General features: G+C 47.3%; 19 protein-coding genes. 4 read left to right on the top strand and 15 right to left on the bottom strand.

The features are described from left to right. Positions 1–167: 167 nt before the first annotated feature. The 7 genes from PAEAM_RS05825 to PAEAM_RS05795 all read right to left on the bottom strand — a co-directional run bounded on the left by PAEAM_RS05825 (position 168) and on the right by PAEAM_RS05795 (position 8,970). Complete coding sequence (locus tag PAEAM_RS05825; RefSeq protein WP_083657319.1) at positions 168–611, bottom strand: chemotaxis protein CheW; 444 nt, start codon at positions 609–611, stop codon at positions 168–170. 600 nt (positions 612–1,211) lie between these two features. Next, positions 1,212–2,159 (bottom strand): aminopeptidase, encoded by a 948-nt coding sequence (locus PAEAM_RS05820; protein WP_100526971.1) that lies wholly within the window; start codon positions 2,157–2,159, stop codon positions 1,212–1,214. 93 nt (positions 2,160–2,252) lie between these two features. Next, complete coding sequence (locus PAEAM_RS05815; protein WP_100526970.1) at positions 2,253–4,244, bottom strand: alpha/beta fold hydrolase; 1,992 nt, start codon at positions 4,242–4,244, stop codon at positions 2,253–2,255. A 60-nt stretch (positions 4,245–4,304) separates the two neighbouring features. Further along, entirely contained in the window at positions 4,305–4,871 is a 567-nt protein-coding gene (locus PAEAM_RS05810) for a TetR/AcrR family transcriptional regulator (RefSeq protein WP_036607516.1), read from the bottom strand. Between the two features lie 433 nt (positions 4,872–5,304). Further along, entirely contained in the window at positions 5,305–6,603 is a 1,299-nt protein-coding gene (locus tag PAEAM_RS05805; RefSeq protein ID WP_036607334.1) for an ABC transporter substrate-binding protein, read from the bottom strand. Between the two features lie 649 nt (positions 6,604–7,252). Then, entirely contained in the window at positions 7,253–8,089 is an 837-nt protein-coding gene (locus PAEAM_RS05800; protein ID WP_047840283.1) for a carbohydrate ABC transporter permease, read from the bottom strand. Next, a complete protein-coding gene (locus PAEAM_RS05795; RefSeq protein WP_036607341.1) occupies positions 8,089–8,970 on the bottom strand; it encodes a carbohydrate ABC transporter permease in 882 nt (293 codons plus the stop codon). Before PAEAM_RS05795 ends, PAEAM_RS05800 begins: the two co-directional genes overlap by 1 nt. Before the next feature lie 143 nt (positions 8,971–9,113). Here PAEAM_RS05795 and PAEAM_RS05790 point away from each other — a divergent pair, with 143 nt between their 5' ends. Together PAEAM_RS05790 and PAEAM_RS05785 are read left to right on the top strand one after the other, a co-directional pair. Next, positions 9,114–10,943, top strand: coding sequence for a cache domain-containing sensor histidine kinase (locus PAEAM_RS05790; protein WP_100526969.1), 1,830 nt, complete (start codon positions 9,114–9,116; stop codon positions 10,941–10,943). Between the two features lie 5 nt (positions 10,944–10,948). Continuing rightward, a complete protein-coding gene (locus tag PAEAM_RS05785; protein ID WP_100526968.1) occupies positions 10,949–12,577 on the top strand; it encodes a response regulator in 1,629 nt (542 codons plus the stop codon). Between the two features lie 358 nt (positions 12,578–12,935). Here the strand turns inward: PAEAM_RS05785 and PAEAM_RS05780 are convergent, their stop codons facing one another. Next, on the bottom strand, positions 12,936–13,901 hold the full coding sequence (locus PAEAM_RS05780) for an arsenic resistance protein (RefSeq protein WP_100526967.1): 966 nt from the start codon (positions 13,899–13,901) through the stop codon (positions 12,936–12,938). 227 nt (positions 13,902–14,128) lie between these two features. On the opposite strand from PAEAM_RS05780, the gene PAEAM_RS05775 reads away from it, so the two are divergent. Then, entirely contained in the window at positions 14,129–14,887 is a 759-nt protein-coding gene (locus PAEAM_RS05775; protein ID WP_100526966.1) for a tryptophan-rich sensory protein, read from the top strand. A 117-nt stretch (positions 14,888–15,004) separates the two neighbouring features. Here PAEAM_RS05775 and PAEAM_RS05770 read toward each other — a convergent pair whose 3' ends face one another. From PAEAM_RS05770 to PAEAM_RS05755, 4 genes are all read right to left on the bottom strand, one after another. Then, entirely contained in the window at positions 15,005–15,379 is a 375-nt protein-coding gene (locus PAEAM_RS05770; protein WP_076290583.1) for a RidA family protein, read from the bottom strand. 148 nt (positions 15,380–15,527) lie between these two features. Further along, positions 15,528–16,184, bottom strand: a complete 657-nt coding sequence (locus PAEAM_RS05765; protein ID WP_100526991.1) for an oxidoreductase — start codon at positions 16,182–16,184, stop codon at positions 15,528–15,530. 136 nt (positions 16,185–16,320) lie between these two features. After that, positions 16,321–17,478, bottom strand: a complete 1,158-nt coding sequence (locus PAEAM_RS05760; RefSeq protein WP_235193865.1) for an MFS transporter — start codon at positions 17,476–17,478, stop codon at positions 16,321–16,323. A gap of 208 nt (positions 17,479–17,686) precedes the next feature. Next, the gene (locus PAEAM_RS05755; protein ID WP_100526965.1) at positions 17,687–19,102 is read right to left on the bottom strand and encodes a sensor histidine kinase; all 1,416 of its coding nucleotides are present in this window, start codon (positions 19,100–19,102) and stop codon (positions 17,687–17,689) included. Between the two features lie 240 nt (positions 19,103–19,342). Here PAEAM_RS05755 and PAEAM_RS05750 point away from each other — a divergent pair, with 240 nt between their 5' ends. Continuing rightward, a complete protein-coding gene (locus PAEAM_RS05750; protein ID WP_036607365.1) occupies positions 19,343–19,996 on the top strand; it encodes a phosphatase PAP2 family protein in 654 nt (217 codons plus the stop codon). A gap of 4 nt (positions 19,997–20,000) precedes the next feature. Here the strand turns inward: PAEAM_RS05750 and PAEAM_RS05745 are convergent, their stop codons facing one another. The 3 genes from PAEAM_RS05745 to PAEAM_RS05735 form a co-directional block, all read right to left on the bottom strand. Next, positions 20,001–21,512: an HD domain-containing phosphohydrolase gene (locus tag PAEAM_RS05745; protein ID WP_100526964.1), complete on the bottom strand. Its 1,512-nt coding sequence runs from the start codon at positions 21,510–21,512 to the stop codon at positions 20,001–20,003. Positions 21,513–21,703: 191 nt separating this feature from the next. Continuing rightward, the gene (locus PAEAM_RS05740; RefSeq protein ID WP_100526963.1) at positions 21,704–22,687 is read right to left on the bottom strand and encodes an anti-sigma factor; all 984 of its coding nucleotides are present in this window, start codon (positions 22,685–22,687) and stop codon (positions 21,704–21,706) included. Continuing rightward, positions 22,684–23,280 (bottom strand): RNA polymerase sigma factor, encoded by a 597-nt coding sequence (locus PAEAM_RS05735; RefSeq protein WP_100526962.1) that lies wholly within the window; start codon positions 23,278–23,280, stop codon positions 22,684–22,686. Before PAEAM_RS05735 ends, PAEAM_RS05740 begins: the two co-directional genes overlap by 4 nt. Between the last annotated feature and the right edge of the window lie 1,051 nt (positions 23,281–24,331).

The following is a 24,331-nucleotide window of genomic DNA, read 5'->3' as shown; positions in this document are numbered from 1 at the left end:
TTAAAAACCTTTGCCCATAAAAAGTGGTTATTTCGATGGTTAGGGCGTGTCTGAAAACGCCCTAGCGGCACAAAAAAATGTCCCTTCTCCCGAAAAGCGGATGAGGAACATTTGGGTAAACCGAAGGATAATACTGAATATTGAAGGAATTACGGATCGTTATACTCCTATGATCTGATCAAGCTGCCCAGTAATACATCGAGGTTCAAAATACCTGCACGATGATCTTCACAGAACCCGATCTTGTCAAAAACGCCAAGCATGAAACGGCGGTGTTCCTCAGCTGGTTCCTCGAAACGATCATAACTTACGACAGAATCGACCATATCTACGATCAGCGGTACAAATCCACCTTTGTAAGGCACCACAATAATACGTGTAGAAGTGGTATCCTCCTGGTCTGGCATGCCTAACAATACACGAAGACTCACCACCGAAACGACCTTACCGTACAGCGAAGCAAAACCTCGGATCTCCGGGCTTCCAAATGGAACTGTTGTTACCTGTACCATTCTGATGATCTCATGAACTTCATCAATTCGTAGTGCAAAGATCTGGTCTCCTACCGAAAAATTAATATATTGCATTCCCTCGTCCATAGTTATCCCCATATCCTCTCATTCCGTATAATCAGACTACTTTCGTCCCACTAGATGTTACTTTGGTGTATCGGTTATTTTTGATCAAATGTTTAGGCTTCAGATCAATTTTGCCAACTTCAACAGACGTTGCATTACGGTTGCTGTCTCCGCTCTGCTCATTTGCCCTGTTGTGGAGGGTGGTGGAAATCAGTCGTTTTAATATTGAGCGTAAGTAACCTGACATCGGATTGAAAAATTATATTCAAAAAAAGACCAAAGATCAGCTTTATGCCGATTTTTGGTCTTTTTTATCCCCATATATTATGGATCTGTTTCTATGTTTTCAAATACTTGGAACAAAAAAGTGAATTTCCTGTGGATAACTTGTTTCATTACTCCAAAACGACTGTTTTATCACATGAAAACACGAGTTATACCTGATTTGTGGATAAGTTGTGCACATATTGCACACATGCTGTGGATATCTTTAGCATTTCATGTGGATATTCATTAATTTAATGTGGACATGTTGTGTATTTGTTTGTAAATCTGACGTAAAATCCGAATTTCCGCTTCAGTTATCCATTACTGTGGACACGTTGTGGACATGCCCAATTTCCTTCGCTGTAGTTATTCGACCAATTCACCCTGGCGCATGATCAGCCTGTCATCGATGTACACGTCCGGCTTTTGTACAACTGCATCAATATGAACACCTGCGGCAATCGTTCCACCAAATGTGTTATTGCTGCCAAAGGCCACATGAATTGTGCCGTACACCTTCTCATCTTCCAGCACCACACCCGTGATTCGCGCCTTATTATTGGTACCGATCCCGAATTCGCCGAGAAAACGACCATCGCCCTCACCAAGCGTTTCCAGTAATTGAGCCCCATCTGGTCCTTCAGCTGACACCAACCGTCCTTCACTAACGGTCAATAACATCGGTTCACGGAGTGCCCCAATTCCAGCAACGGAACCATCTACAACAATACTGCCCTCGCCCTTGCCCTCAACGGGAGCAATATAAGCTTCTCCTGACGGCAAGTTGCCCGATTCACCAGGGTTCAAATACATACCTGTGCTTGGTACACCGTTACGATCTTCAATGGAAAAGGAAAGACTATGGCCCTGCTTCTCTATTCGCACATGGCGACCTGCGGTTAATAGAGCCGTTACCTTCTCTGTCAACGCCTTTACTTGCGAATATTCAGCTGTAATGGCTCCGTTCACAAACATATCCTCTGTCATGCCGGGCATGGTTGCCACTCGGGTCCCTGAAGCAGCGGCTTTTTTGCGTGCCTGGGTATGTGTTAATGAATATTTTGTTACACACACGGCTACATCTGCTCGAATCATGGCCTCTGCAATCGGCGCAGGTGGCTCTTCTCCAGATCTGCTGCGTTCCTTCATGATTAACAGGACCGACTCTGCACCAAGTGCTTTGCCTGCCTCATAGATGGATTCAGCCAGATCCCGTTTCATATCGTCTGCGACAACTACCAGATTCTCTCCGTTGCGCAGTCCGAGACATTCGGTTAGCACATTTTTACTGATTTCCACACGTTGCTTGCTCATACATTCATCTCTCCTGTCTTTGGTTCAGCTCTCAAAAGTCGACTTGACCCTTTCGACAATTGGCACGGGATTCCTGCATGTCCAAACCTGAACTCACCTTAAGGTATCGGCCCATTCGGCGAGAATTGCAGCTGTTTCCTTATACTGAAACGTCGGAAAGTAATGTCCATAGGGTACATCTATCCGTTTGAGCTGTGAGTTCATATCCTGGGGATAGTGATATTCCTGATCTTGATTGGCCCATACAACTAATACATTCTTGGCATAATGCTGACTTTCCATTTTCGCCCACAACGTTGATCTGGCGCCTTTCCTCTGACCCGAGTGGATCCACCGCAATAAGTCTGCATGTGCTCCTGCAATGCGAGGGGACTGGAGACTGGAGCGTATTCTCTTGCCCATGGTATCGGCCATAACACCGTTGTCGCCTACGCCGCTATGTGAACTGAACATTTGATTCCAACTTTTCTCCGATCTGCCACGCAGCAGGGAGCGCATCACTCCTCTTGGTAAACGAGAAATCCATCTCAGCACATTCGGATTCGAATTGTCAGCTACTGGCTGAAGCAACCCCAGTCGAATGTCTGTCCGCCCGCTACGCATCTGTGCCGCAGCTGCAATAGCAGCCCCGATCGAATGCCCAACCAGCTTCACCGAACCTTCAAACTCACCAAGAGCCGTAAGCAGTGCATCCACCTGACCTTCAAATGTTTCATCTCCCTGATGCACCGGGGACCGTCCGAATCCAGCGAGATCGATTAACCATACCGGGTTCCCGGTCCGTTCCCTAAGCTGTTTTCCTAACGGTAACATCTCATCCGCAGATTGAAGCAAACCATGCACAATAATCCAAGGCTCTCCCTCACCCTCCCAACCAAGCATAGCCATATTTCCGCTCCGCGACCGAATATAATCTGTCGGAAAACCCTCAGGTAACGGTGTATACCGAAAACGATAGTCCAGATCGGCTGTAACCAGCGGAAGCTGTTCCCGGATGTCCGGCCAGGATTGCCCCATACGTGTGAACAGAGCCTCAGTCTCTTCAACCGGGAATGACCTGTTGGTAATAAAAGCAACCGACTCCGCTGGAACACCACTGATGCGTGAACCACCTGATTTCATGATCCATTGAATCCATGGTAGTGGCACAGCCCCTTTCGGCTTGGGTACGTCCAATTGCTGCGCCAAGAGTTGCAGCAGTTCCTTCATATTGGGATTGTCTTCCCTCCGCGCCAACAGTGGATAAGTTCCTCCGACTGGAGCGGCTTCCCTGGATAGAAAAACAAGCGTCTGTGCAACAATGTCATTCTCCACAAGCGGTAACCAATAGGATGAACCTCCCGGCACTACCGGCATAAGTCCTTTCTGAATCGCCTGAATGAGCAGCCCAATCCCACCCGTTTGCTCGGTTTCACCTGTGGGACGTGGCCCAACCACTGTACTCGGATTTACAACGGATAAGGGATAGTGATGCTGTTCTGCATGCTCGCGAATGTGCAGATCGGCATGGAACTTCATCTCTTCATATGCACTTTCATTGTTATCCACATGCTCAACCTGTAGATAATTCCCCTGTTCATTCCGCTCTCCATAAGGACTCATATAACCAACAACGTGGATAAAGTGTCTCAATCCATGAGTAGATTGGATTTCCTGTGCTAGCTGTGCCACTTCTCTGGCCCCGTTCATGAATATCTGCTCGGCTACTTTTCGTTCCAAAGTGACGTCCATCGTTCCTCCGGCGTGAATGATCACATTCGCTTCAAGAGCACGCTCCCGACCCGCTGCGGTAAGGCCAAGACCCGACATGGACAAATCACCTGTGATAAAGGTAATTCGGTTGAAATCCTTCACTCCATAAGCCTTCAGCACAGTTCTGGCTCGCTGTTCCGAACGAACCAGCAAGAGCAATTGTGCGTCTCCCTGCGTGAGTTGTTTGACCGTTTCTTTGCCAATAAAACCTGTACTACCTGTCATAAAAATGGTCTTGGCTGCAATATCAGACTTGCTTATTACCTGATTCATGTTTGTTGAATTTGCTGCTGTGTTTTCTTCATTGGATACACGGTTAGTATGTACAACCATTCTGTTTCGGCTCCTTTTAGTACCATACAGTACTAGTTATATTCAAAAAAAGAGCTTCGATTAACGAAGCATCTGACAAAACGTACGTGCCGATTGTTCAATAATCCCAACATCACGGGCAGTTCCCGCTAGGATTAGTGAACCTTCCAATGCGGCAATAAACAACAACGCAGCCGGTCCCGGTTCGATTTCTTTGCGAAATTCACCGCGATCCAAACCTTGCTGAAACAACTTCTCCACCATCGGTCTAAGTTCACGAAAGAATCTGGATATGCTTTCCTTCACTTGGGGTGCACTGTCCGGTGTCTGCATATATAACGTAACAAAGGGACAGCTCCCTTCGTAATTTCGGCCCTCAATACCTGCCGACAGCAATGCCATGAATGAGTAGATACGCTCCTCCACTCCTCGTTCACGCTGACTGAGCAGCAGGTACAGCTCCGACTCATACTGGGCAATCCAGTATTGTACCACGGCCTGGAGCAGCTCCTCCTTGTTTTTAAAATGATAATAAATATTCGACTTGGATACCCCACTCACTCGCACGACTTCATCCATGCTGACGTAGCTGTACCCCTGACGCAGAAATAATTGTGCCGCCACTTCAACTGCCTTGGTCCGGTTCACCGGATTGGTACTTTTGGATTTGGCGGCTCCCGTGTTCATTTTTAGATTTGTCATATTTAGAACTATACAGTACTAATCAGTTGAAAACAAGTATTTCTGTTAACAAAAGAGGACCTCCCACTCCAACAACTCCATACTTGTCCACATTTAGAGTGTTATACACACAGGATATCCACATATAGTATTAACTCTGTGTTAAATACGTCATTAGATCGTTAAACTGCTTTTGGGTTATCCACATTTCAGGAATCTAGGTGACTTTGAACTTTTCAGAGAGCGTTATTGGCTTCTCGGAAAAACAAAAACAGGCCAACCAGAATAAGATTTCTGGCTAACCTGTTTCAATTGACTTATATATTCGATAGACTAACTTTTCTATCCGAAGATTTCTGAACAGTTTTCGGTAACCTGTGGATACCGTCCATGATCCGGATTATTTTTTCAGACTATCCCAGTTCTGTTGCAATGCGTCGAGCAATCCGGCTTTATCCGATTTGCCTGCAACGTAAGCCTGAATTGTGCTGCCATACTCTTGTGGAACCCCTTCAGGGAAACGGTTGAAGTTCCAGCTGAGTGTTTTATTTTCCTGGCTATACTTCATGATCTCTGTGGCGAGGTCACCCAGATCCTCTTCGGATGCCGTGATGGAACTGAACGCCGGAATGAACTTGAATTCTTTTGTCATGTATTGTTTCCCGATATCCGATGTTACGAGCCATTCCAAAAACTCTTTTGCTTCCGGTTTCACTTGGGAATTCTTGTTCACGACCCAATAGTTCGGCACGCCGACAAACAATTTGTCATTGGGTTCATTGTTAATTGGCATTGGGAGGATACCCAGATTCAGATCTGGATCGATTCCATCGATCTGTACTTGAGTCCAGTTCCCTTGTTGCATCATCGCCGCTTCTCCACTCGCAAACAACGTAACTTGCGTATTGTAGTCGGTTGTCAGCGGGTTTTTGTTGCTGTATTTCAGCGTTAAGTCGAGCAAGTTGATCCAGTCGGCGAACACTTGGTTGCCAGGAATCTTCTCCGTACTTTCGTTGAGCCCTTGGATGAATTTCACCGGATCTGCCTGATTTGCAAATGCGACGTTTACGTTATGATTGCCCAGCACCCACCACTCCTGATACCCGTTAGAGAATGGGGTAATGCCTGCGGCTTGAAGTTTCTGTGCCGCTTGATCCAATTGTTCCAGCGTCGTTGGAATTTCGGTAATACCTGCTTTTTGGAAGAGGTCTTTGTTATAAATGAAACCATAACCCTCCAGCGCGAGCGGCTGTCCATAGAGCTTGCCGTCTTTGGTCATTGGCTCTTTGGCTACTTCGAGTGCATCCTTGGCCCATGATTCTCCAGACAGATCTTCCAGATATTCAAGCCATGTATCCAATTCACGATAACCACCTACGTTGAAAATGTCCGGTTGTTCGCCAGCGGCAAACTTGGCTTTTAATGCAGCACCGTAGTCACTACCGCCACCCACGGTTTGAATGTCCAGTTTGACACCTGGATGGGAGGATTCATATTCCGCTTTGAGACGATTGAGCGCTTCCGCGATTTCGACTTTGAATTGGAAGATCTTAATGGTTTTATCTCCAGCAGCAGCCTCGCCACCACCTTGAGCATCCGTGTTGACCGGACTGCCACTCTTGTCCCCATTGCCACAACCCGCGAGCATTACCGAAAAAGCAATCAGCATAAGCAACGTCAACTTTGTCATTCTTTTCATACATACACTCTCCCTATAGTAGTTTCAGTATAACCGTTCCACTAATGAATATTTACACTGGCACTCCGATGACAGAATAACCTTCCCTTGAAGCATGTTTTCATTCTAACGAACCGAGCGCACGTTATTCGCACCTATTTGCACAGGTTCCCATTATAACGAATCACAGCGACGTTATTTCGTCGATTTGGTCGAATTTTAAGCCTCTGACGCTGTTTTGTAACCGAATAACGTTTCAGAGATTCGTTACAATTTGTATTCCTTGATTATCCACCTATTAAGATGCGGTGGATTCGTTAGCGCTTTGAAAAAGGAGCATACCCTCACTCTGTAGAAGAAGTTCCTGGCTATACAAGCTTCTTTCTTGGTCTTTTCCCTTTATTGCTCTTTTCTCTTTATCGATGCTTTCCCTTCCCTAGGAGTCATGCCCAAGCTATGCGGGCATGACTCCCTTTGCACACCTCCATGCGAGGTGGGAGCAAAGGGATCAGGATGCGATGTAGGAGCGGAGCGTTCGCCTTTGATACTCGGTGGCTTCCTTGCCCTAATACATTCAGGCCACCGAGGAGCAACAGCGACCGAAAGCGCAACTTGATCCCGCCAGCGACCTGTACTCGCACTCCGCCACAGCGACCCTGCACTCGCACCCTCACCCTTTAACTGATCCAGCGGTAATCCCCTGAATGATATACTTCTGCATCAACAGGAAGAAAATAATGATCGGCATAATGCCAAGTACAAGTGCTGGCAAAGCCAGATCCCATTGCTTCGTGTACTGACCGAAGAGCGCAAAGGTCGCAATCGGGATTGTACGCAGGTTGGAGCTTTGCAGGATCAGGGATGGTAGTAGATAATCATTCCAGATCCAGAGTGTGTTCAGAATGATGACGGTTACATACATCGGTTTCATGAGTGGAAATACGATCCGGAAGAATACTCCGTAGGCAGAGCTTCCATCTACCCTAGCCGCTTCCTCAATCTCCAGTGGGACGGATTTTACGAATCCGTGGAACAGGAAGACAGACATCGGTGCCCCGAAACCGAGATAACAGATAATGAGGCCGCCAAGGCTGTCGATCAATCCCAGATTACTGGTTACAGTAACAAGTGGAATCATGATAGACTGGAACGGAATCACCATCGCGGCAATGAACATGCCGAACAAAATACGGTTGAACCGGGTATCGCTGCGGACCATTCGGTACGCGGCCATGGAACTGATCAGCACAAGCAACAGATTGCTGACCACAGTAACGATAAGCGAGTTCATCAGCGCGGACGGGAAGTTAATTTTCTCCCAAGCGTTAGCATAATTGCCCCACTGAAATACTTCCGGCCATGCAGCCGAATTGGTGAGTAGATCACCGAAGGTTTTGACCGAATTCACGAACAGGAAGTAAAACGGAACCAGGAATAAAAGTCCAAGGAGTACCATGACAATCTCGGTTACAATGGTACTGAAGCGGTAATTTTTCGTCGTCTCCATTAGGCTTCTACCTCCTTGCTCTTCGTCAGACGTACCTGAATCATGGTGATGATGGCAACGATTACGAAGAACACGAGCGCTTTGGCGGTTCCGATGCCATATCTGTTATTCACAAAGGCTTCATTGTAAATATTAAGTGCAACCGACTCTGTTGATCCGAACGGTCCACCTTTGGTCAGTGACAGATTGAGATCGAACATTTTGAACGACCAGGAGATCGCTAGGAACAGACAGATCGTTACACCTGGCATAATGAGCGGAAGAATGATGCTCCGCAGTACCTGCCAGCGACTTGCGCCATCAATCTCGGCAGCTTCCAGCAGATCAGGGGATACATTTGTCAGAGATGAGATGTAGATAACCATCAGATATCCTGCGGTCTGCCATACAAACACAATCACGATTCCCCAGAAGGCGGTTGGTTCGTCTCCCAGCCAAGGAAGGTTGAAGAAGGACCAGCCGGTTACATCGCCTACTGCTGAAAACCCTTTCACAAATATGAACTGCCAGATAAAGCCGAGCAACAACCCACCGATCACGTTAGGCATAAAAAAGATCGTACGCAGAATGTTTCTCGTCTTGAGCGGTTTGGTCAGGAAATACGCCAGGAAAAAGCCAATCACATTGGTCAGTACAACACCAACCACGGTGAAGCGCACCGTAAACCAAAACGCCGTTTGGAACTTGGGATCATTCGCAAACACATGCACGAAGTTATCAAACCCTACCCAATTAATGTTCTCGGATACCCCGTTCCAATCCGTGAAGGAATATACCATGCCAAGCAGGAAAGGGACCACGATGATGAGAATAAAAAACACGATGGAGGGACCCACGAACACAAGCTGCTGTAACAGCTGTGAAGATTTGCGATGCTTCATATCGTTCTCCCCTTCTATAGATGGATGAAATTGGTCTCTTTTTCTATTAAACCCCATTATCGCCGAGGGAAACACCGACCCTTGTGAACAGTTGGGGGTAAAATATTGTCCTCTCTTAACCTGCAACCAGAAGGGGTGTTCCGATGTCCAAATACTACAGTATACGCACCAAATTGATTGCCTTTATGCTCATTGCTACCACACTTCCACTGCTCGCATCGATCAGCATGACGTTTATCCAGACCAAGACAGCCCTGCGGGAACAAGCTGTGGAAGAAAACAAACGCCTGATCTACCAAGCGTCCACCAATCTCAATAACTATGTGGATAACGTGGCCAGAGCGTCGCTCGCTGTGTATAACGACCCGAACTTTCTGCGTAACTTGGCAAAAATTCCTGGGGATTATCGTGCGGTTGCCGAGGTGTACACCACTTTGCAGACAATACGCGCGGCTGTGCCGGATGTATTCCAGCTGTATTTGCACTCTTTTGCCGCTAATCAATCCACCTTAATTACAAATCCCTTTCCGAAGCGGGAGGAACGAAAACAGGCCTATTCCGGCTCGCTTCATGGAAAAACAGGCGGTGACAGCCCTGATATTTGGGTGGAATCGGCCCACATGAGTCACACGTACGGATTCAAGGCCGCCTCCCCCGATGACCCTGCAAGAACAGTCATTACCCTGCATCGGGTGATCAAGGATATTCCGTCCACCGAGCGTCTGGGTGTACTCGCCATTGATCTGAATATGAATACCATTGCAGCGATAACCGGCAGGTTGTATGATCCGGCTAAGGAACAGATCTATGTTGTGGATGGTCAGAATCAGATCATTTACCAAGGACGTTCCGAGGCCAATCATACGGATGCACTGCGAGAGGAAACGGCCAGTGAACTGAATATCGCGCGAACTGGCGCTGGTACAGCCCAGAATGTCGCAGGACATTTTGAACAGGATCGTTCCATGTATGTATACCAGCAGCTTGGCAGCACGTACGCCGACTGGACCATCGTCAAACAGATCCCAAATGAGACGTTATATGCCAGAGCCACCACACTTACGTGGAATAACGCGATGATTGCCATTGCGGCACTTGTATTGGTCATTGTTGCAACCTTGTTCATCTCCATACGAATCACCGGTCCGCTCAAGCAACTCATGCGGTATATGAACCAGATTCAAGCCGGGCGTCTGCATGTGGATATCCATCTATCCAGCCGAGATGAATTCGGGGTACTCGCTCGTCATTTCCGAGATATGATGGATACGGTAAACAATCTTATTTTGCGGGAATATCGACTCGAAATCGCCAATAAAACGAATCAACTCAAAGCATTGCAAGCGCAGATTCATCCGCATTTTCTGTATAATACACTGCAATCGATCGGTACACTTGCCCTTCAACAGCAAGGACAACGGGCGTATACACTACTCTCTAGCCTGTCCAAAATGCTGCGCTACAGCATGCGGGATCAGACCTGCGTGACCTTACGCGAAGAGGCGGAGCATGCCCGATTATATCTGGAACTGCAGCAGGAGCGGTTTGGTGACCGCCTTGAGGTGGATTTGGATTTTGCCGAAGATACCCTGTCTGTCGAAATGCCAAGAATGACGTTACAACCTTTAATTGAGAACTATTTCAAACATGGAGCAGATATTCAGCCTGGCAAAGGTCAAATATCCCTATCCAGCCGCCGGATCAACGATCATTGGATTGAAATCGAACTGAATAATAACGGTCCCTCCATACCTGAAGAAAAATTACTGGAGATCTGCGGATGGCTACATCAAAGTCATACAACAACCGGGTTATCCACACAAGAATCCGACGAGTCTGAATCCATCGGTCTACGAAATGTAATACGCCGACTTCAATTGAACTCACATCCCGGTCACTCAGCCAGGCTTGAGATCAACAATCGGGAACCCAATGGTGTGAAGATCACGGTTAAACTATACGCGGGAGAGTGAACAACATGAAGGCACTGCTTGTAGATGATGAAAAACATGTCCGCGATGCCATAAGGTTGCTTGGTCATTGGGAAGAGTTTGGCATTGATACATTACTTGAAGCAGCAGACGGGGATGAAGCCATCGCCGCCATCACGGCACATCAACCTCAAATCATACTCAGTGACATGCGGATGCCGGGCAAGGACGGTATGGCATTGCTTGAATGGATATCGGCTCATGCCCCACACAGCAAGGTGCTGGTTATCAGCGGATATGATGATTTTGAACTTGTGAGGCATGCAATCAGACATGGTGGCATGGACTACCTCCTGAAACCTGTGGAAGCAGATGAGCTGAATGCATCTCTATTAAAGGCCGTTACAGCTTGGGAAGAGGAAGACGCCATTCGGATACAATCCACCAGGCAATCCATTGTTGTTAATCGAATGCGCCCCCACTACCAGGATCGTCTGCTCACCGAACTTGCCGTCGGAAGAGGCAGCAGCCCTTCACACATGCAGCGATTGCAGGATGAGTTAAATCTCCCCTGTCTAATCCCTGTCTGTAGTGTCGCTGTCACCAGCCTGTCCCATCTGGATGCAGATTGTCTGGCAAAATACCGCAGTCAACCGGACCTGCTTGTGTTCTCGGTACTCAATATCTGTGCCGAGATGTTATCCACACCAGAGGAAGGCGTAATGTTTCGCCAGTTGGATCAACCGGACGAGATTGTTCTGCTGCATTGGGGTCCATCCACTTCATTGGAACATATTCTGGACAAGGTCAATCATGGATTGGAGCAGACGATTCAGCGCCGGCTTCATTTTGGCATCTCCACCTGTGAGTCCTACCCTGGTGGAATATCAGCGGCCTATCTGGAAGCAAGTTCAAGGTTGTGGCGACGTAATGCTGTGCAAATTAAACAGCGAATCCATGCCTCGGTGGAATCATCAAATGGGAATAAAATCAGGCGTTTAACCGCCCATGAAGAACCCCTGCGTATGGCAGCCATGAGTTGCCGGGCTTCCAGTGTAGCTGCTGCGGTCGCCGAGTGGCTTGACCCGATTACTGATCTTGCGGTTGTCAGTGCTGAGCAGATCCAGCAATGGATCGATGAGCTGGAATGGATGCTGAGCCGTTGGCTTGATGATACGGCAGGTTCGTCATTCCATGAGGAAGAAGTGACGGAGGAACAGTCTATTCCCTTTGCCGAGTTACCTTTGGACGCTGAAGGACTGTTATCCTTCCCCCTGCTTCGTTCATCATTGGAACAACGACTGCTTGCGGCCGGTAAGGCGCTCACCGCTCATCACCATGCCAATCCTGATCCCATGAGTGAGATTGCACGTTATATGGACGCCCATTATCAGGAGGACCTGTCCTTACAGCAGATTGCCGCTCGTTTCTATCTGAGCCGGGAGTATATCTCCCGTAAATTCAAACAGCAATTTGGTCTGAACTGGTCGGAATATCTGGGCAAACTGCGGATCAACAACGCCAAGCTGTTACTGCAAAATCCTTCCCTTCGAGTCGTCAAAATCTCGGAGATGGTTGGATTCCAGGACGAAAAGTATTTCAGCAAAGTGTTCAAAAAGATGGAAGGCATCACGCCAGCAGAATATCGTAAAACATTATTGCAGGCGGGTACGTAACGAGTATTTGATCCGAATCAAAAAGAGTACTCCCGACATGACCCATCGGAAGTACTCTTTTTAATTTTACTTTTACAGAAAATAGCCTATATCATGACGATTTGTTGACTCTTTCTTTTCTAAGATAGGATACGATCCGAAAGATTGCGGCTACAGCTATACCCAAGTAGAGATAATAAACTTTATTTCCCGTTGTATGAGCTGCTATGGGAAAAAAGACTACGATGAATGGTACCAGTGCAATATCCAGGTAGAACATGATCTTCCGATAAGTAAGAACTCTCATCTCCCCCTTTTATTTACCAAAAATGGTTTTATTAATTGTAATATATCATAACATAGATACGTCCTAGTCCGCTCACCGATCCCGCAAAATCACCGCAGGTACAATTCGAATGTAGATTAATTCCCCTGCAAGCTCCACCATCGTCTGTGTAACAATGACTGCCGCAGCTATGGTTGCCCATTCTGGAGGAAGTGCCAGTGCCAGCGGCAGAACAACCAGCGAATTCCGTGTGGCTGAACTGAAAATCAACGCCCGCCCTGCACCTGGATTCAATCGAAACCCATTGGCAATGATCCGAGATATCCAAGGCATAATGATCAGAAAAGAAACGTAGATCGGGATCACGTTCACGATAATCGCTATATCATTGTAGACTTTGCCAATCTGGGAAGCGACAACCACGATCAGCGCAAGTGCCATCATCGGAACCGGCAGCCATGCCGTCCCATTCATGACCCGCTCCCCGCTTACTTTACCTCTGGAGAAAACTTGTGTAACAACAGCGAGCAGCAGTGGAATAACGATCAGGAACAGAAAAGCCTCTACAAACGGCCCTAACTGCATGATCTGCGCCACCTCGGTACCCATCAATAGCCATAAATAAAACGGCAACAATATCATTTGTATAACAAATAAAAAAGGTGTTGCGGCGAGCATCAGTTTCTCATCACCCCTGCCGAGTTGTGTGAACACAATGACGTAATCAATACAGGGTGTTAACAGTACCAGATAGACTCCGATCAGAACACCTGGTGATTGCGGAAAGACAAGTGTGAGCAACCATACAACTACAGGTACAACGATAAAATTAGCCACCAGTAGCGCACCCATAAATCGAAGGTTGGACCAAGACTCTTTTAACTGTAAAAAGGGAATCTGTACAAACATGCTGTATAACAGAACGGCAAGAACCGGGGACACGGTGTAGTGTAAAACATTCCCCCATACCGGATTACTCAGCCCTATCACTGCTCCTACGAACAGTGCAACTACATAGAACCAGGTTTGCTGTTGCTCCATCGTTTCTCTTGTGATCATTTCTCTTCCTCCTCTTCTAGTGGGACATCGTGGGCATGGACATATTTCTGCTTCGTTTCGCGTACATTGGGACAGAGTGCCGTTCCAACATAAGCGGCAGAGCACAAGGATCTGAAGGATCAACTTGTGAATTTTTTGCGGCTGTTATTAGAATGTGCAAGAACTGGGTATATTCATTGTAGACTGACCCGTGGTTCATTCATTCGTTAAACCAAGGAGGAAACACAATGTCACGTAACAATCCGTACAAGTGGTTAAACGCCATTGGTTTTATCGCTGTAATTATCGTGAACTACCTCTCCAACGCTCTGCCAATCGGAGGCAAGACCAATAAAGAAGTATCGGATATGTACCCTGTGCTGCTCACACCTTCTGGCTATGCCTTCTCTATATGGGGTCTGATCTACTTGCTGTTGGCAGGGTTTGTGATCTATCAGTTCGTGCCCGCTTCTTGGAAAAGGGATTCGATTACCCGTCTCGGGTATTGGTTCCTGGCAAGCTGCGCTTTCAACGTAGCCTGGATTTTTGCTTTTCAAAACTTGCAGACCGGTCTCGCTTTACTGATTATTGTACTGCTTCTGTTGTGCCTGATCATGCTGTATGTAAAAACACGTACCGTTACGGTTCCAACCACTGCTGAGATCTGGCTTGTGAAGCTGCCATTCAGCATCTATCTTGGATGGATTAGCGTGGCAACGATTGTCAATGCAGCGGTGCTGTTATATAAAATTGGCTGGGATGGTTTTGGTATCAGCGAACCGACCTGGACGATCATTATGCTGATTGTGGGTATGGTGCTGGCTGTACTCGTTAGCTTCCGTTATCGCGATAGCATATACCCTCTTGTATTCACATGGGCGTATATCGCCATTGCACTTAAACAAAAGGATGTCACTTCCGTATATTATACGGCAATCATCATTGCGATCGTACTGGCCATCTACGCGGTATGGTTGTTCTTCGCCCGTAATCAGGATCGCGATTGAGATTCCCCCTTCTATATACCGCTTAAATGTAACGAAAAAACATAAAGCAAAAAGCCGATTCTGGTCATTCGACCTGAAATCGGCTTTTTATGTATACCCGAGCGAATGAAGGTTGTCCTATTTAAGGGCAATAACTTCAATCTCCACCAGTGCATCTTTTGGCAAACGAGCAACTTCCACTGCACTGCGTGCAGGATAAGGCTGTTCGAAGAACGTGCTATACACTTCATTCACAGGAACGAAGTCATTCATGTCTTTCAGGAACACCGTCGTTTTCACGATTTTATCCATACTTGTACCTGCTGCTTCAAGAATAGCCTTCACATTGCTCAAGGACAGACGTGTCTGCTCCTGTACATCTGCGCCGAACTCTCCCGTTTGAGGATTCAGACCAAGCTGTCCGGAAGTGTAGATGAAATCGCCTGCTTCAACGGCTTGACTGTATGGACCAATGGCGCCTGGCGCCTGATCGGTAGAGATTGGTTTTTTCATGGACGAGTTCTCCTTCGTGTTCGTTATCCTGCTGCCGCATGGAGTCAGGGTTCGAACTCATTTTTGTTGCCTATTATACCACGATCTACCTCAAGCGAGAAACGCTCCTAACTAACCACATGAAGCAAATAGCTCGTTCAAAGGTTTCTTAGCCCCCGTCCACACCAAGGACATGAATGACTTCATTTGAATACACATGGTTTCCCTTGGTTTGCACCAGCGCAATATTGGTCATGGCCTGTGCAATGGTTGCGGCGTGGACCGCCCGGTATTTGTCCGCTCTGCCTTTCATCCAGCGATCCAGAAATTTCATGGCATAGGCAGCCATCTGCTCACCAAACCGCTTCTCGTTTCGATCTCCCAGAATTAAGGAAGGGCGGAAGATATGCAATGACGGAAAACCGATATCGGACAATGCATCCTCCATTTCCCCTTTGGTCCGACTGTAAAAGACCCGGGAACCTGCACTCGCTCCCATGGAGGAGATCACCAGCATCTGTACTACACCATGTTGCTTCGCAATCGTAGCTGCACGAACCGGGTACTGATAATCCACCTGACGGAAATTGTCCTGACTGCCTGCTTTTTTGATCGTTGTCCCCAAACAACAGTACAGGTCATCGATTCCATCGAATAAGTGATCTTGGCTCTCCAGCTGTTCCCAATCCACCACATGCTGTTCCAGTTTGGGATGTTGCAGCTCAAGCGGACGTCTAACCAGAACGCGAACCAAGCTGTATGCTGGGTGCTCCAGCAGATTATGAACCAGTAATTCGCCTACAAGCCCCGTGGCTCCAATCACCATGGCTTTCCGTTCGAGACGATTCAATTACATCCCTCCACTTCGCCATCTTTTTTGAAGTCATACCAGATACATATGATCAACCTAATCATTTACAAGGTTGTTCTGTCATCGAAGTGCCCGTGTAAATATTCAATATCTATTTTAACAGTACACGACGTCCAAGGGTAAATGTCAGAATCAGCATCACGACACCAACCCCCATCTGAAATCCATAGGCTGAGATCCAGGCCAGCGCATCAGACCAGGTTTCCATCTTTTCATACAACCAGCCTCCCAACAACGGCCCAAGAAACGAAGTGACTCCGGTCAGAGCCGAATACACCGCGACAAACATCGGTCTTTCACTTTTGGGTGTGTCTCCAATCGTAAAGTTAAATGCCAGCTGGTTGAATCCACCTACCCCGATCCCAAGGAAAATATGAGATAGAAATAGTGCGATCAATACGGGCATGAACGACATTAAACCCCATGACAAACAGGAGAGTGCAATGACTGGCAATGTCCAAAATAGGAGGGTTTTGTTACTGAATCTGGCATTCAGATTACCCCAAACATAGAAACCGGCCATCATAACCAGCGTCTGGACTACCGTGATCAGGGATACCGTCTGATAATTGATGTTCAATAAATCGAGCATAACATAGGAATAAAGCGGAACAATCAAGGTCTGGATCAATAACCATGAAGCCAGGAACAGCGTTGCTTTCAGGAAAGAACGATCCTGGAACGGCTTGATGAACATGCGCCAGAAAACCTTTTCGGTAGAACGTTCGAAGGGAACGTCCGGATAGAAGAAATAGATGACTGTATTGGCAATGGCACAGATCCAAACCGGAATAAACAGGATCAGAAAGCCCATTTCTCCCGGGTAACGGTCCAAAACAATACCGCCTGCGAATAAGCATACGCTTCCAAGAGCATTCAGAATCGTATTTCGAATTCCAAAATAACGCCCTCTCACCTTAGCAGGTACGATATCGCCAATCAGTGAAGTCCAGATCATACCGCCGATGGTATTTGATATAAAAGCAACCGTATACACGCCAATATATACACTTACCCACCACTCTTTGGGGAATATAAACGGGATCAGTCCCGTTGCACTCCACAAGATGCGATGTGTGCCCACAAATAACAGCAGCATACGTTTACGGCTGCGAATACGCTGCATCCAGTAAGCTGCTCCGATCTGGGCAATGTTTACAAACGTCGTAATCGCGAGCACAAAGCCGATATGTCTCGACCCGGCCCCAAGGTACAGCAGAAATCCGGTTAAAAATGGGCCTCCCAGCAAGGTCTGTAAAATAATTGCCGGTACACCCTCCCATGTTGCAATCGATAAATTCGTGCGTTGTGTCGAACCCTTGCGCCGTGGTTTGCTTGCTAACGGGGGAGGGTTAACGTTGACCGTCTTCTGTATGGGGATACACTCCTTAGACCGGGTCTCAAAAGCCGGTCGATGCTAGTTGTCATCCCAAATTCTACTCACGGCGCGAAGGTTGTCAACTCATTTTTTCACGGTCCAACGGGAGATAGAGATGGAAGGTGCTTCCTTTACCTTCAGCGCTCTCAAGTTCAATCGATCCCCCCAGTAATCTCGCTAAATCCCGACTGATTGACAGGCCTAGTCCGGTACCGCCAAATTTTCGACTAATCGACCCGTCAGCCTGCTGAAATGCTTCAAATATGGAATGATGCTTGTCCTCAGAAATGCCAATACCTGTATCCTGGACGGAGAAAATAAGCCATCGATTCTGAATGCCTGCATTCTTAATCTGCTTGGTGCTTACGATCAGCGTGACCTTCCCCCGGTGAGTGAACTTGATGGCATTGGACATCAGATTCCGCAAAATCTGTTGAACCCGCTGGGGATCAGACCAGAGCGTCTCGGGCAGTCCCGTTTTTTTGTTCAGAACCAACTGAATACCTTTTTTCTCGGCAACAAGCTGAAAGTGGCTCATGGCATCTTCTGTAAGTTGTGCGACACTGATATCCTCGAGTACAATATCCAGCCGCCCCGCTTCTACTTTGGAAAGATCCAGAATATCGTTAATGAGCGTAAGCAGTTCCTGCCCGGAGTGGTCGATCATATTGGCAAAACGTATAATATCCTCCTGATCCATCGTGTCGGCATTCTCGCTGATCATCTGGGCAAAGTTAATGACACTGTTCAGTGGTGTACGCAGTTCATGGGACATATTGGCGAGAAATTCGGATTTGTACTGTGAGGCAATCATCAATTGTTTCGCTCGATCCTCCAGTACAATCTGGGCTTTCTGTAACTCTTCCTTTTGCACAGATAAAAGCCGGTTTGTACTCTGGATCAACAAAATTCGATTCTGTTCATTCTGAAAATCACGTAAAATAAATGCAAAAATAAGGCTCAGCAAAATACCTGTAGGGAGTGTATAAGGCATAATATGTGAAAAGAAGTATGTAGCCGGGATCACACCAACGATAGCAATGTTTACACTATTGACCACATTGACGATAACTGTAACAAGGATTCCTTTAATAATCAGCCTGTAGTTGCTGCGTCTCATCCATATATTCAGACCTGCACATATCACGCCCAAAATAGACATGTTAAGTACTGCCGCCAATGTAGCATCCGTGATGCCAAAAGTCAGCCTCGACAGCCCAATTCCAATACCCACGATAATTACGCTATAGGGTTGTCTATACGTTAGAACGGCCACAATTAAAGGAACATATCGAAGATCAAAGACCACTTCATCGGTGAGTTGAAACCCAAAAACCGTACTGATCCAGCCTGCAAATATAAGGACAAGCACGGAACTAACCTGCTTCACTCGGGAAGAGGTACGTATTACGACATATTTATAGAACACACTAGCAAGATATGCAATGGTAATAAGCATCCCCATATTCAATACGAACATTTTTGAAAATTGCATTCACTCACTCCTGTTGAACCGACTTTACTGGCCAAAGTGCCTTCGTCGGTATGTGTCTCTATCATATCATGCCCATTGAAGCTTCGGCATTCCTTCTTCGTCAAAAAAATACACAAAAATACACAAATCAGGATTCAATTTGTGCGCTGGTCGTAGTAGAATATATTGTTGTTTAAATTTGAATTAGTTATTTGCTGGGGTCATGCTCCTAGGGAGCATGAATGAAAGGAGTAAGGTGTTGTGCAATTGTTAAAAAGCAAATCCTATTGGCTGTCATTGAGTTTAATGCTGTCTTTGGCTGTCATGGGGCTCTTCTATGATATTCTTAATAGTCCAGAACGCGGGTTCGTAGTGCTTGATTCGCCGCTCGACCGGATCATTCCCTACGTGCCTGGCATGTCCATTCCATATTTAGGCTGGTACCCGTTTGTATTCGGTGTGCTCGCTTACCTGTGTGCCAAGGATCGCCTGACGTATTACCGCGTCTTGTTATCCATGAATATCTGTGTCTGGATATGTTATCTGATCTACTTCAACTTTCAGACCATGGTACCGCGCCCGGAACTGACGGGTACAGGCCTGGGAGCATCTGTTCTCGGATGGCTCTATAGCCAGGATCGTCCTTATAATTGTTTTCCAAGTATTCATTCTCTTCACTCTTATCTGGTTATGCGTGCCGTTCTCTCGGTTCCAAGCATCCGCAAACCCATCAAGATTTTGGTGGCCGCCGGGGCAGCAACCATTATAGTATCCACGCTAATGATCAAACAACATGTGATCTATGACGCCTTGGGTGCAGTCATACTCGGCGAATGTGTTCTCACCATCATAACTGGCCTCGCTCTACACCGGAGACGCAGAAAAGAATCGAAGTGGACAGAGGGAATCAGCTGATCCCTCACTTCGATGGTTTCTGAAGATGCTGTTGTCGTCTCCATTCATCAATAAACAAACCTGCAAAATAGGGGTCCCATTGGGTCCCTTTTCCTTCTTCCAAAATCGTTAGCGCTTTCTCGTGACTCATCCCATTCCGATAGGGTCGATCAGACGTCATGGCATCAAAGGCATCCGCTACCGCAATGATGCGGCCAAAGAGGGGAATATCATCACCAGCCATACCATCCGGGTATCCTTTGCCATCATATCTCTCATGGTGAGATCGTACACCAGGCAGAAAGTCGGCCATGGCATCAATGGGTTCTATCTGGAGCAGAATGCTCTCTCCCTGCACGGGATGTGTACGAATAATCGCGAATTCCTCATCGCTTAGTTTTCCATCCTTCAGCAGTACCTCATCAGGTATGCCGATTTTCCCGATATCATGAAGCAGGGCTGATTTGTACAATAAATCCGCCTGTTCCTCATTCATTCCGCTCAACTTGCCAATCATCAGCGAATACTCTGCCACACGCATGGAATGCCCTGCTGTGTACTTATCTCGGGCGTCCAAAGCAGCAGCCAGTGTAGAAAAATAACTTTGCAACAGCTGTCGATTGCGTTCCTGTCTCATCTCCAGCCGATTAATCATCATATTAAAGCCGGAGATCAGTGCCGAAAACTCATCCGCATATAGATCCGGAGCTCGTCTGCCAAGATCTCCCCCCTGAATTCGGTTCATCTCATGCGTCAGTTCAGCAACTGGATCACGAACATCACGAATCAACAGCCAGCTTCCCACCAGCGCAAACCCCGCGCCCAGAACAACGATGAGAATTCCCCACAGTATGTACTCTTTCGCAAATTCACTGTCCATATACTGAAGTCGGATATATGTAGCCAGGAAAAATAGAAATAGAGGAAATAAGCCAATCAGTGCCGTACTTAGCTGAAATTTACGCTGGATCGATACCAGGATGCGCCCTCCCAGTGAAGGTTCCATCCCGTATTGGACTTTGCCTCGATGTCGAATCTCAAGTAACAGGGGTCTAATCGCCCGCACCGTTAGGTAATACTCAATCAGCGCATGCATGATGGCAATCAGAAAGGCACACGCAGCGGCCACGACAGTATAGAAGTAAGGAAATTCAAGCCACCCTGTGGATATCATCCATATTGTTAATCCGGCTGCCGGAAGTGAGAAGCCAAGCATGTGCGGACCCATGATCCGATATATGGTCTGTCCCGGGAAACGATGAATTTTCTCATACATGTGGTTCAATTCGTCTCTCTCGTGGTGCTCGGAATTGAAAAATTGTCTTATGGGGCCAAGCTGTACCCACAGCGTAATTAATTCTGCAACCAGCATGAACAAGAGTGAAATCAGTACAATGAAGATGAGTCGAACAAATTGAATATTGGGTATTTGCAGAGTAGATACCATAACTACTGTACCGACAACAAAAACAGCTGCCAGTGAACCGATCAGATAATTGCGTATCAGGCGAAAGATAAATGAACGGTATGCTTCCAACTGAACCCCTCACTCTCTATGTGCAACCAGTTCTCCCTTGAGACACAGGGAGATTAAGGGTATTGCCTTCTATTTGTTTATCGGTTGCTCCGACTAAAAAAATTAATAAAATCCAATGGATGGGCATCAGAACTGGAAAACACAAAAAGGCTGCTCCACGACGGAGCAGCCTTTGGTGATATATCCTATATTTATCCTTTAATCTTGGCAGCCAGAATCATTGTACCGCGCGGCTCATCTCCCATTGCATCCGGTTCAAGCGTGATGGCAACCGTATCATAGTCGTTGGCCGAATCCAATGTGTAGTATACTGCTCCCGTTCCGTCACGACTAAGGAAAGTACCCGCATTCTGAGGGGTATCTCCTTTGATCAACCAGACCTGAAAAGCCTCGTTGCCTTCCAGGTTCGGCAGGTTCTCAGCCTGCACAACCAGGTGAGTGCCTTTGCTGTCAATAACGATGGTTGCGAGACCCTGAGCTACAATGTCCTGCGTTGCAGGATTCAGCTTCACTGCCTCGCCAGTCTGCATGCCCTGTGCAGGTTCCAGAGCTGATGCCAGCTGCTCTTGCAGCTGTGCATTCTGCGCCTGTGCCTGCACCAGTTGCTCTTGCGTAGCCGACGAGCCCGCCGCTTGCTGCGTCAGCGAGTCGATCTTGCTCTGCAGCTGCGCCGTGTACACGCCCAGTAACAGTGCCGCGGCCGCAAGGCCGGCACTGGCTATGCGCCAGGCGCTGCTGCTGCGCGCACGCGCGCGCGCTTGTGGCTGCCATGGCTGTGCCTGGGCAGCCTCTTCCACCCGGGCCGCAGGCACCGCCGTTACCGGCGGCAAGCCTGGCCCGGGCTGCGCCGCACGTTTGTGCTGCGGCGCAAGATCCTCCTGAAGCACCACGGGTGCTTCAGGCTCTGCAGGAGCAGCCGCTGGCTTCGCCTCGGCGCTCTCCTGCCCATGTCCGAGCACGTTGCCCAGCACACGTGCTCGCATGCCTTGCGGCGGTGCTACAGGTTCCGCCGCAAGTGGCAGGAAGCCAGTCACTTCCTGCAATTCCCTTACCTCCTGGCGGCAAGGTTCGCAAGTTGCCAAATGCGCTTCAAACGCCGCCACTTCCTCTGCTTCCAGTCCGCCCAGCACATACATCGGTGCCAGATCAGACCACTCCTCATGTCGTTCTATCATGGATGTATGCCCTCCCTTCCCGCGTCCGGATGCAATTCAGCATCGGCCAGCAACTTTTGGAGCTGTCGCATGGCAAGCCTGACACGGCTCTTTACTGTACCCAGCGGAATCCCGAATCGGCTGGATACTTCCTGCTGGGTTAATCCCGCATAATAAATCGATTCTATAACTTGTTGCTGATCACCGTTCAATTGGGACAACGCCTCTTTAATCCGGGTACCTTCCCATTTACGCTGCACTTCTTCTTCCGTGTTCGTATGTTCATCGGCATAGGCCGCCAGTGTCTCGTGTTCAACTGAAGTAGTCGCTGCCCCTTTTGATTTCCGCCTCAGCATGTCCACTGCAATGTTACGCGTAATCGCAAACATCCATGTGGTCAGCTTCCCCTGTGAGGCATCGTAACGTTCAGCATTATTCCAGACCCGCATAAAAAGTTCCTGAACGGTCTCTTCTGCCGTCATAGGATCACCAACGATCCGGTAGGCAAAAGAATACACCGCTCGCTCATAACGGTCATATAAAAGCTCCAGTGCGGAGGCATCACGTTCCGCGATCTGCCGCATTAACCTGCTGTCCTCAATCGATTCAGTCATGCGAGGGCCCCTTTCTGTTTCTTCCCTCTTATTATAACCTACGCAGAAACTTTTGAAGAGGATTACCCCTATGAAGAAATAGTTTGAAAAATTTTCTGTATCTTTTCAAACTAACCTTTCACTTCCCAACTTAAAAACAGTCCGAAAACATGCTGCTCTGGTCGCGCTTTCCTTTTTATTGCAGAAAATTACAACCTGTGGTATACTATAAGAGTTATATTAAACAACCTCATATGATTTCTGTCTTCTTTAAACCCCGGAATATTTTCTTCATGCTGCGACCGCAGCGAACTATAAGCACATTTAACCTATGAAGATTGAAGAACCTGAATCACAATAACCCGGTAGTACAGAGTTTCACAAGATGTTCCCATTCACACTGGCGCGGTCATCGGAGCCGCAAGGACAAAAGAGAGGTAGGGCTTTTGTTGTTTTGGATATCACTTATTCTTGAGAAGATTGAAAACATACACAAAGCACCCGGAATTGGGTTCCGGGTGTTTATCCATGTCTACATATCCAATTTAGTAACATCTACAGACAATCGCCCCCACCACTGAGAAAAGTCTTCCTTTCACTTATCAGACTAACCAGATAAATTCGGCTCTGCTTTTAAAACTTTTTCGTTCTCCCACTGGCTACACTCCTGGATACTTCCTTCCTTACTTCTTACTTCTTACTTCTTACTTCTTACTTCTTACTTCTTACTTCTTACTTCTTACTTTTCCAATTGTGCAAATAACGCCGGCCTCTAAAGCAACTGTTTACGCTCACCAGACGCTAACGAATCTGCACACCTTATATTGAGGATTTCTATGCTATGTAAAATCTAACGAATCTCAGCCACGTTAATCCATGTCACTTCATGAATATAAGCTCCAAACATGCCCAAATTGAGGAAATAAGACGTCTACGATTCGTTAAACTTTTGAAATGGCAAAAATGCATGGAATAGCGTCTGTGGAGTTCGTTAAAGAAAGTAATCCCAACGCTCCTTCACTTCTAATAAAAAAGGGACACCGCAGGATGGAATCCTACGCTGTCCCTTTCT

Origin of the sequence: Paenibacillus sp. GM1FR (assembly GCF_002803315.1) — a bacterium.
GTDB classification, from domain to species: domain Bacteria; phylum Bacillota; class Bacilli; order Paenibacillales; family Paenibacillaceae; genus Paenibacillus; species Paenibacillus amylolyticus.
This window is presented reverse-complemented; position numbering and strand designations above follow the sequence as displayed.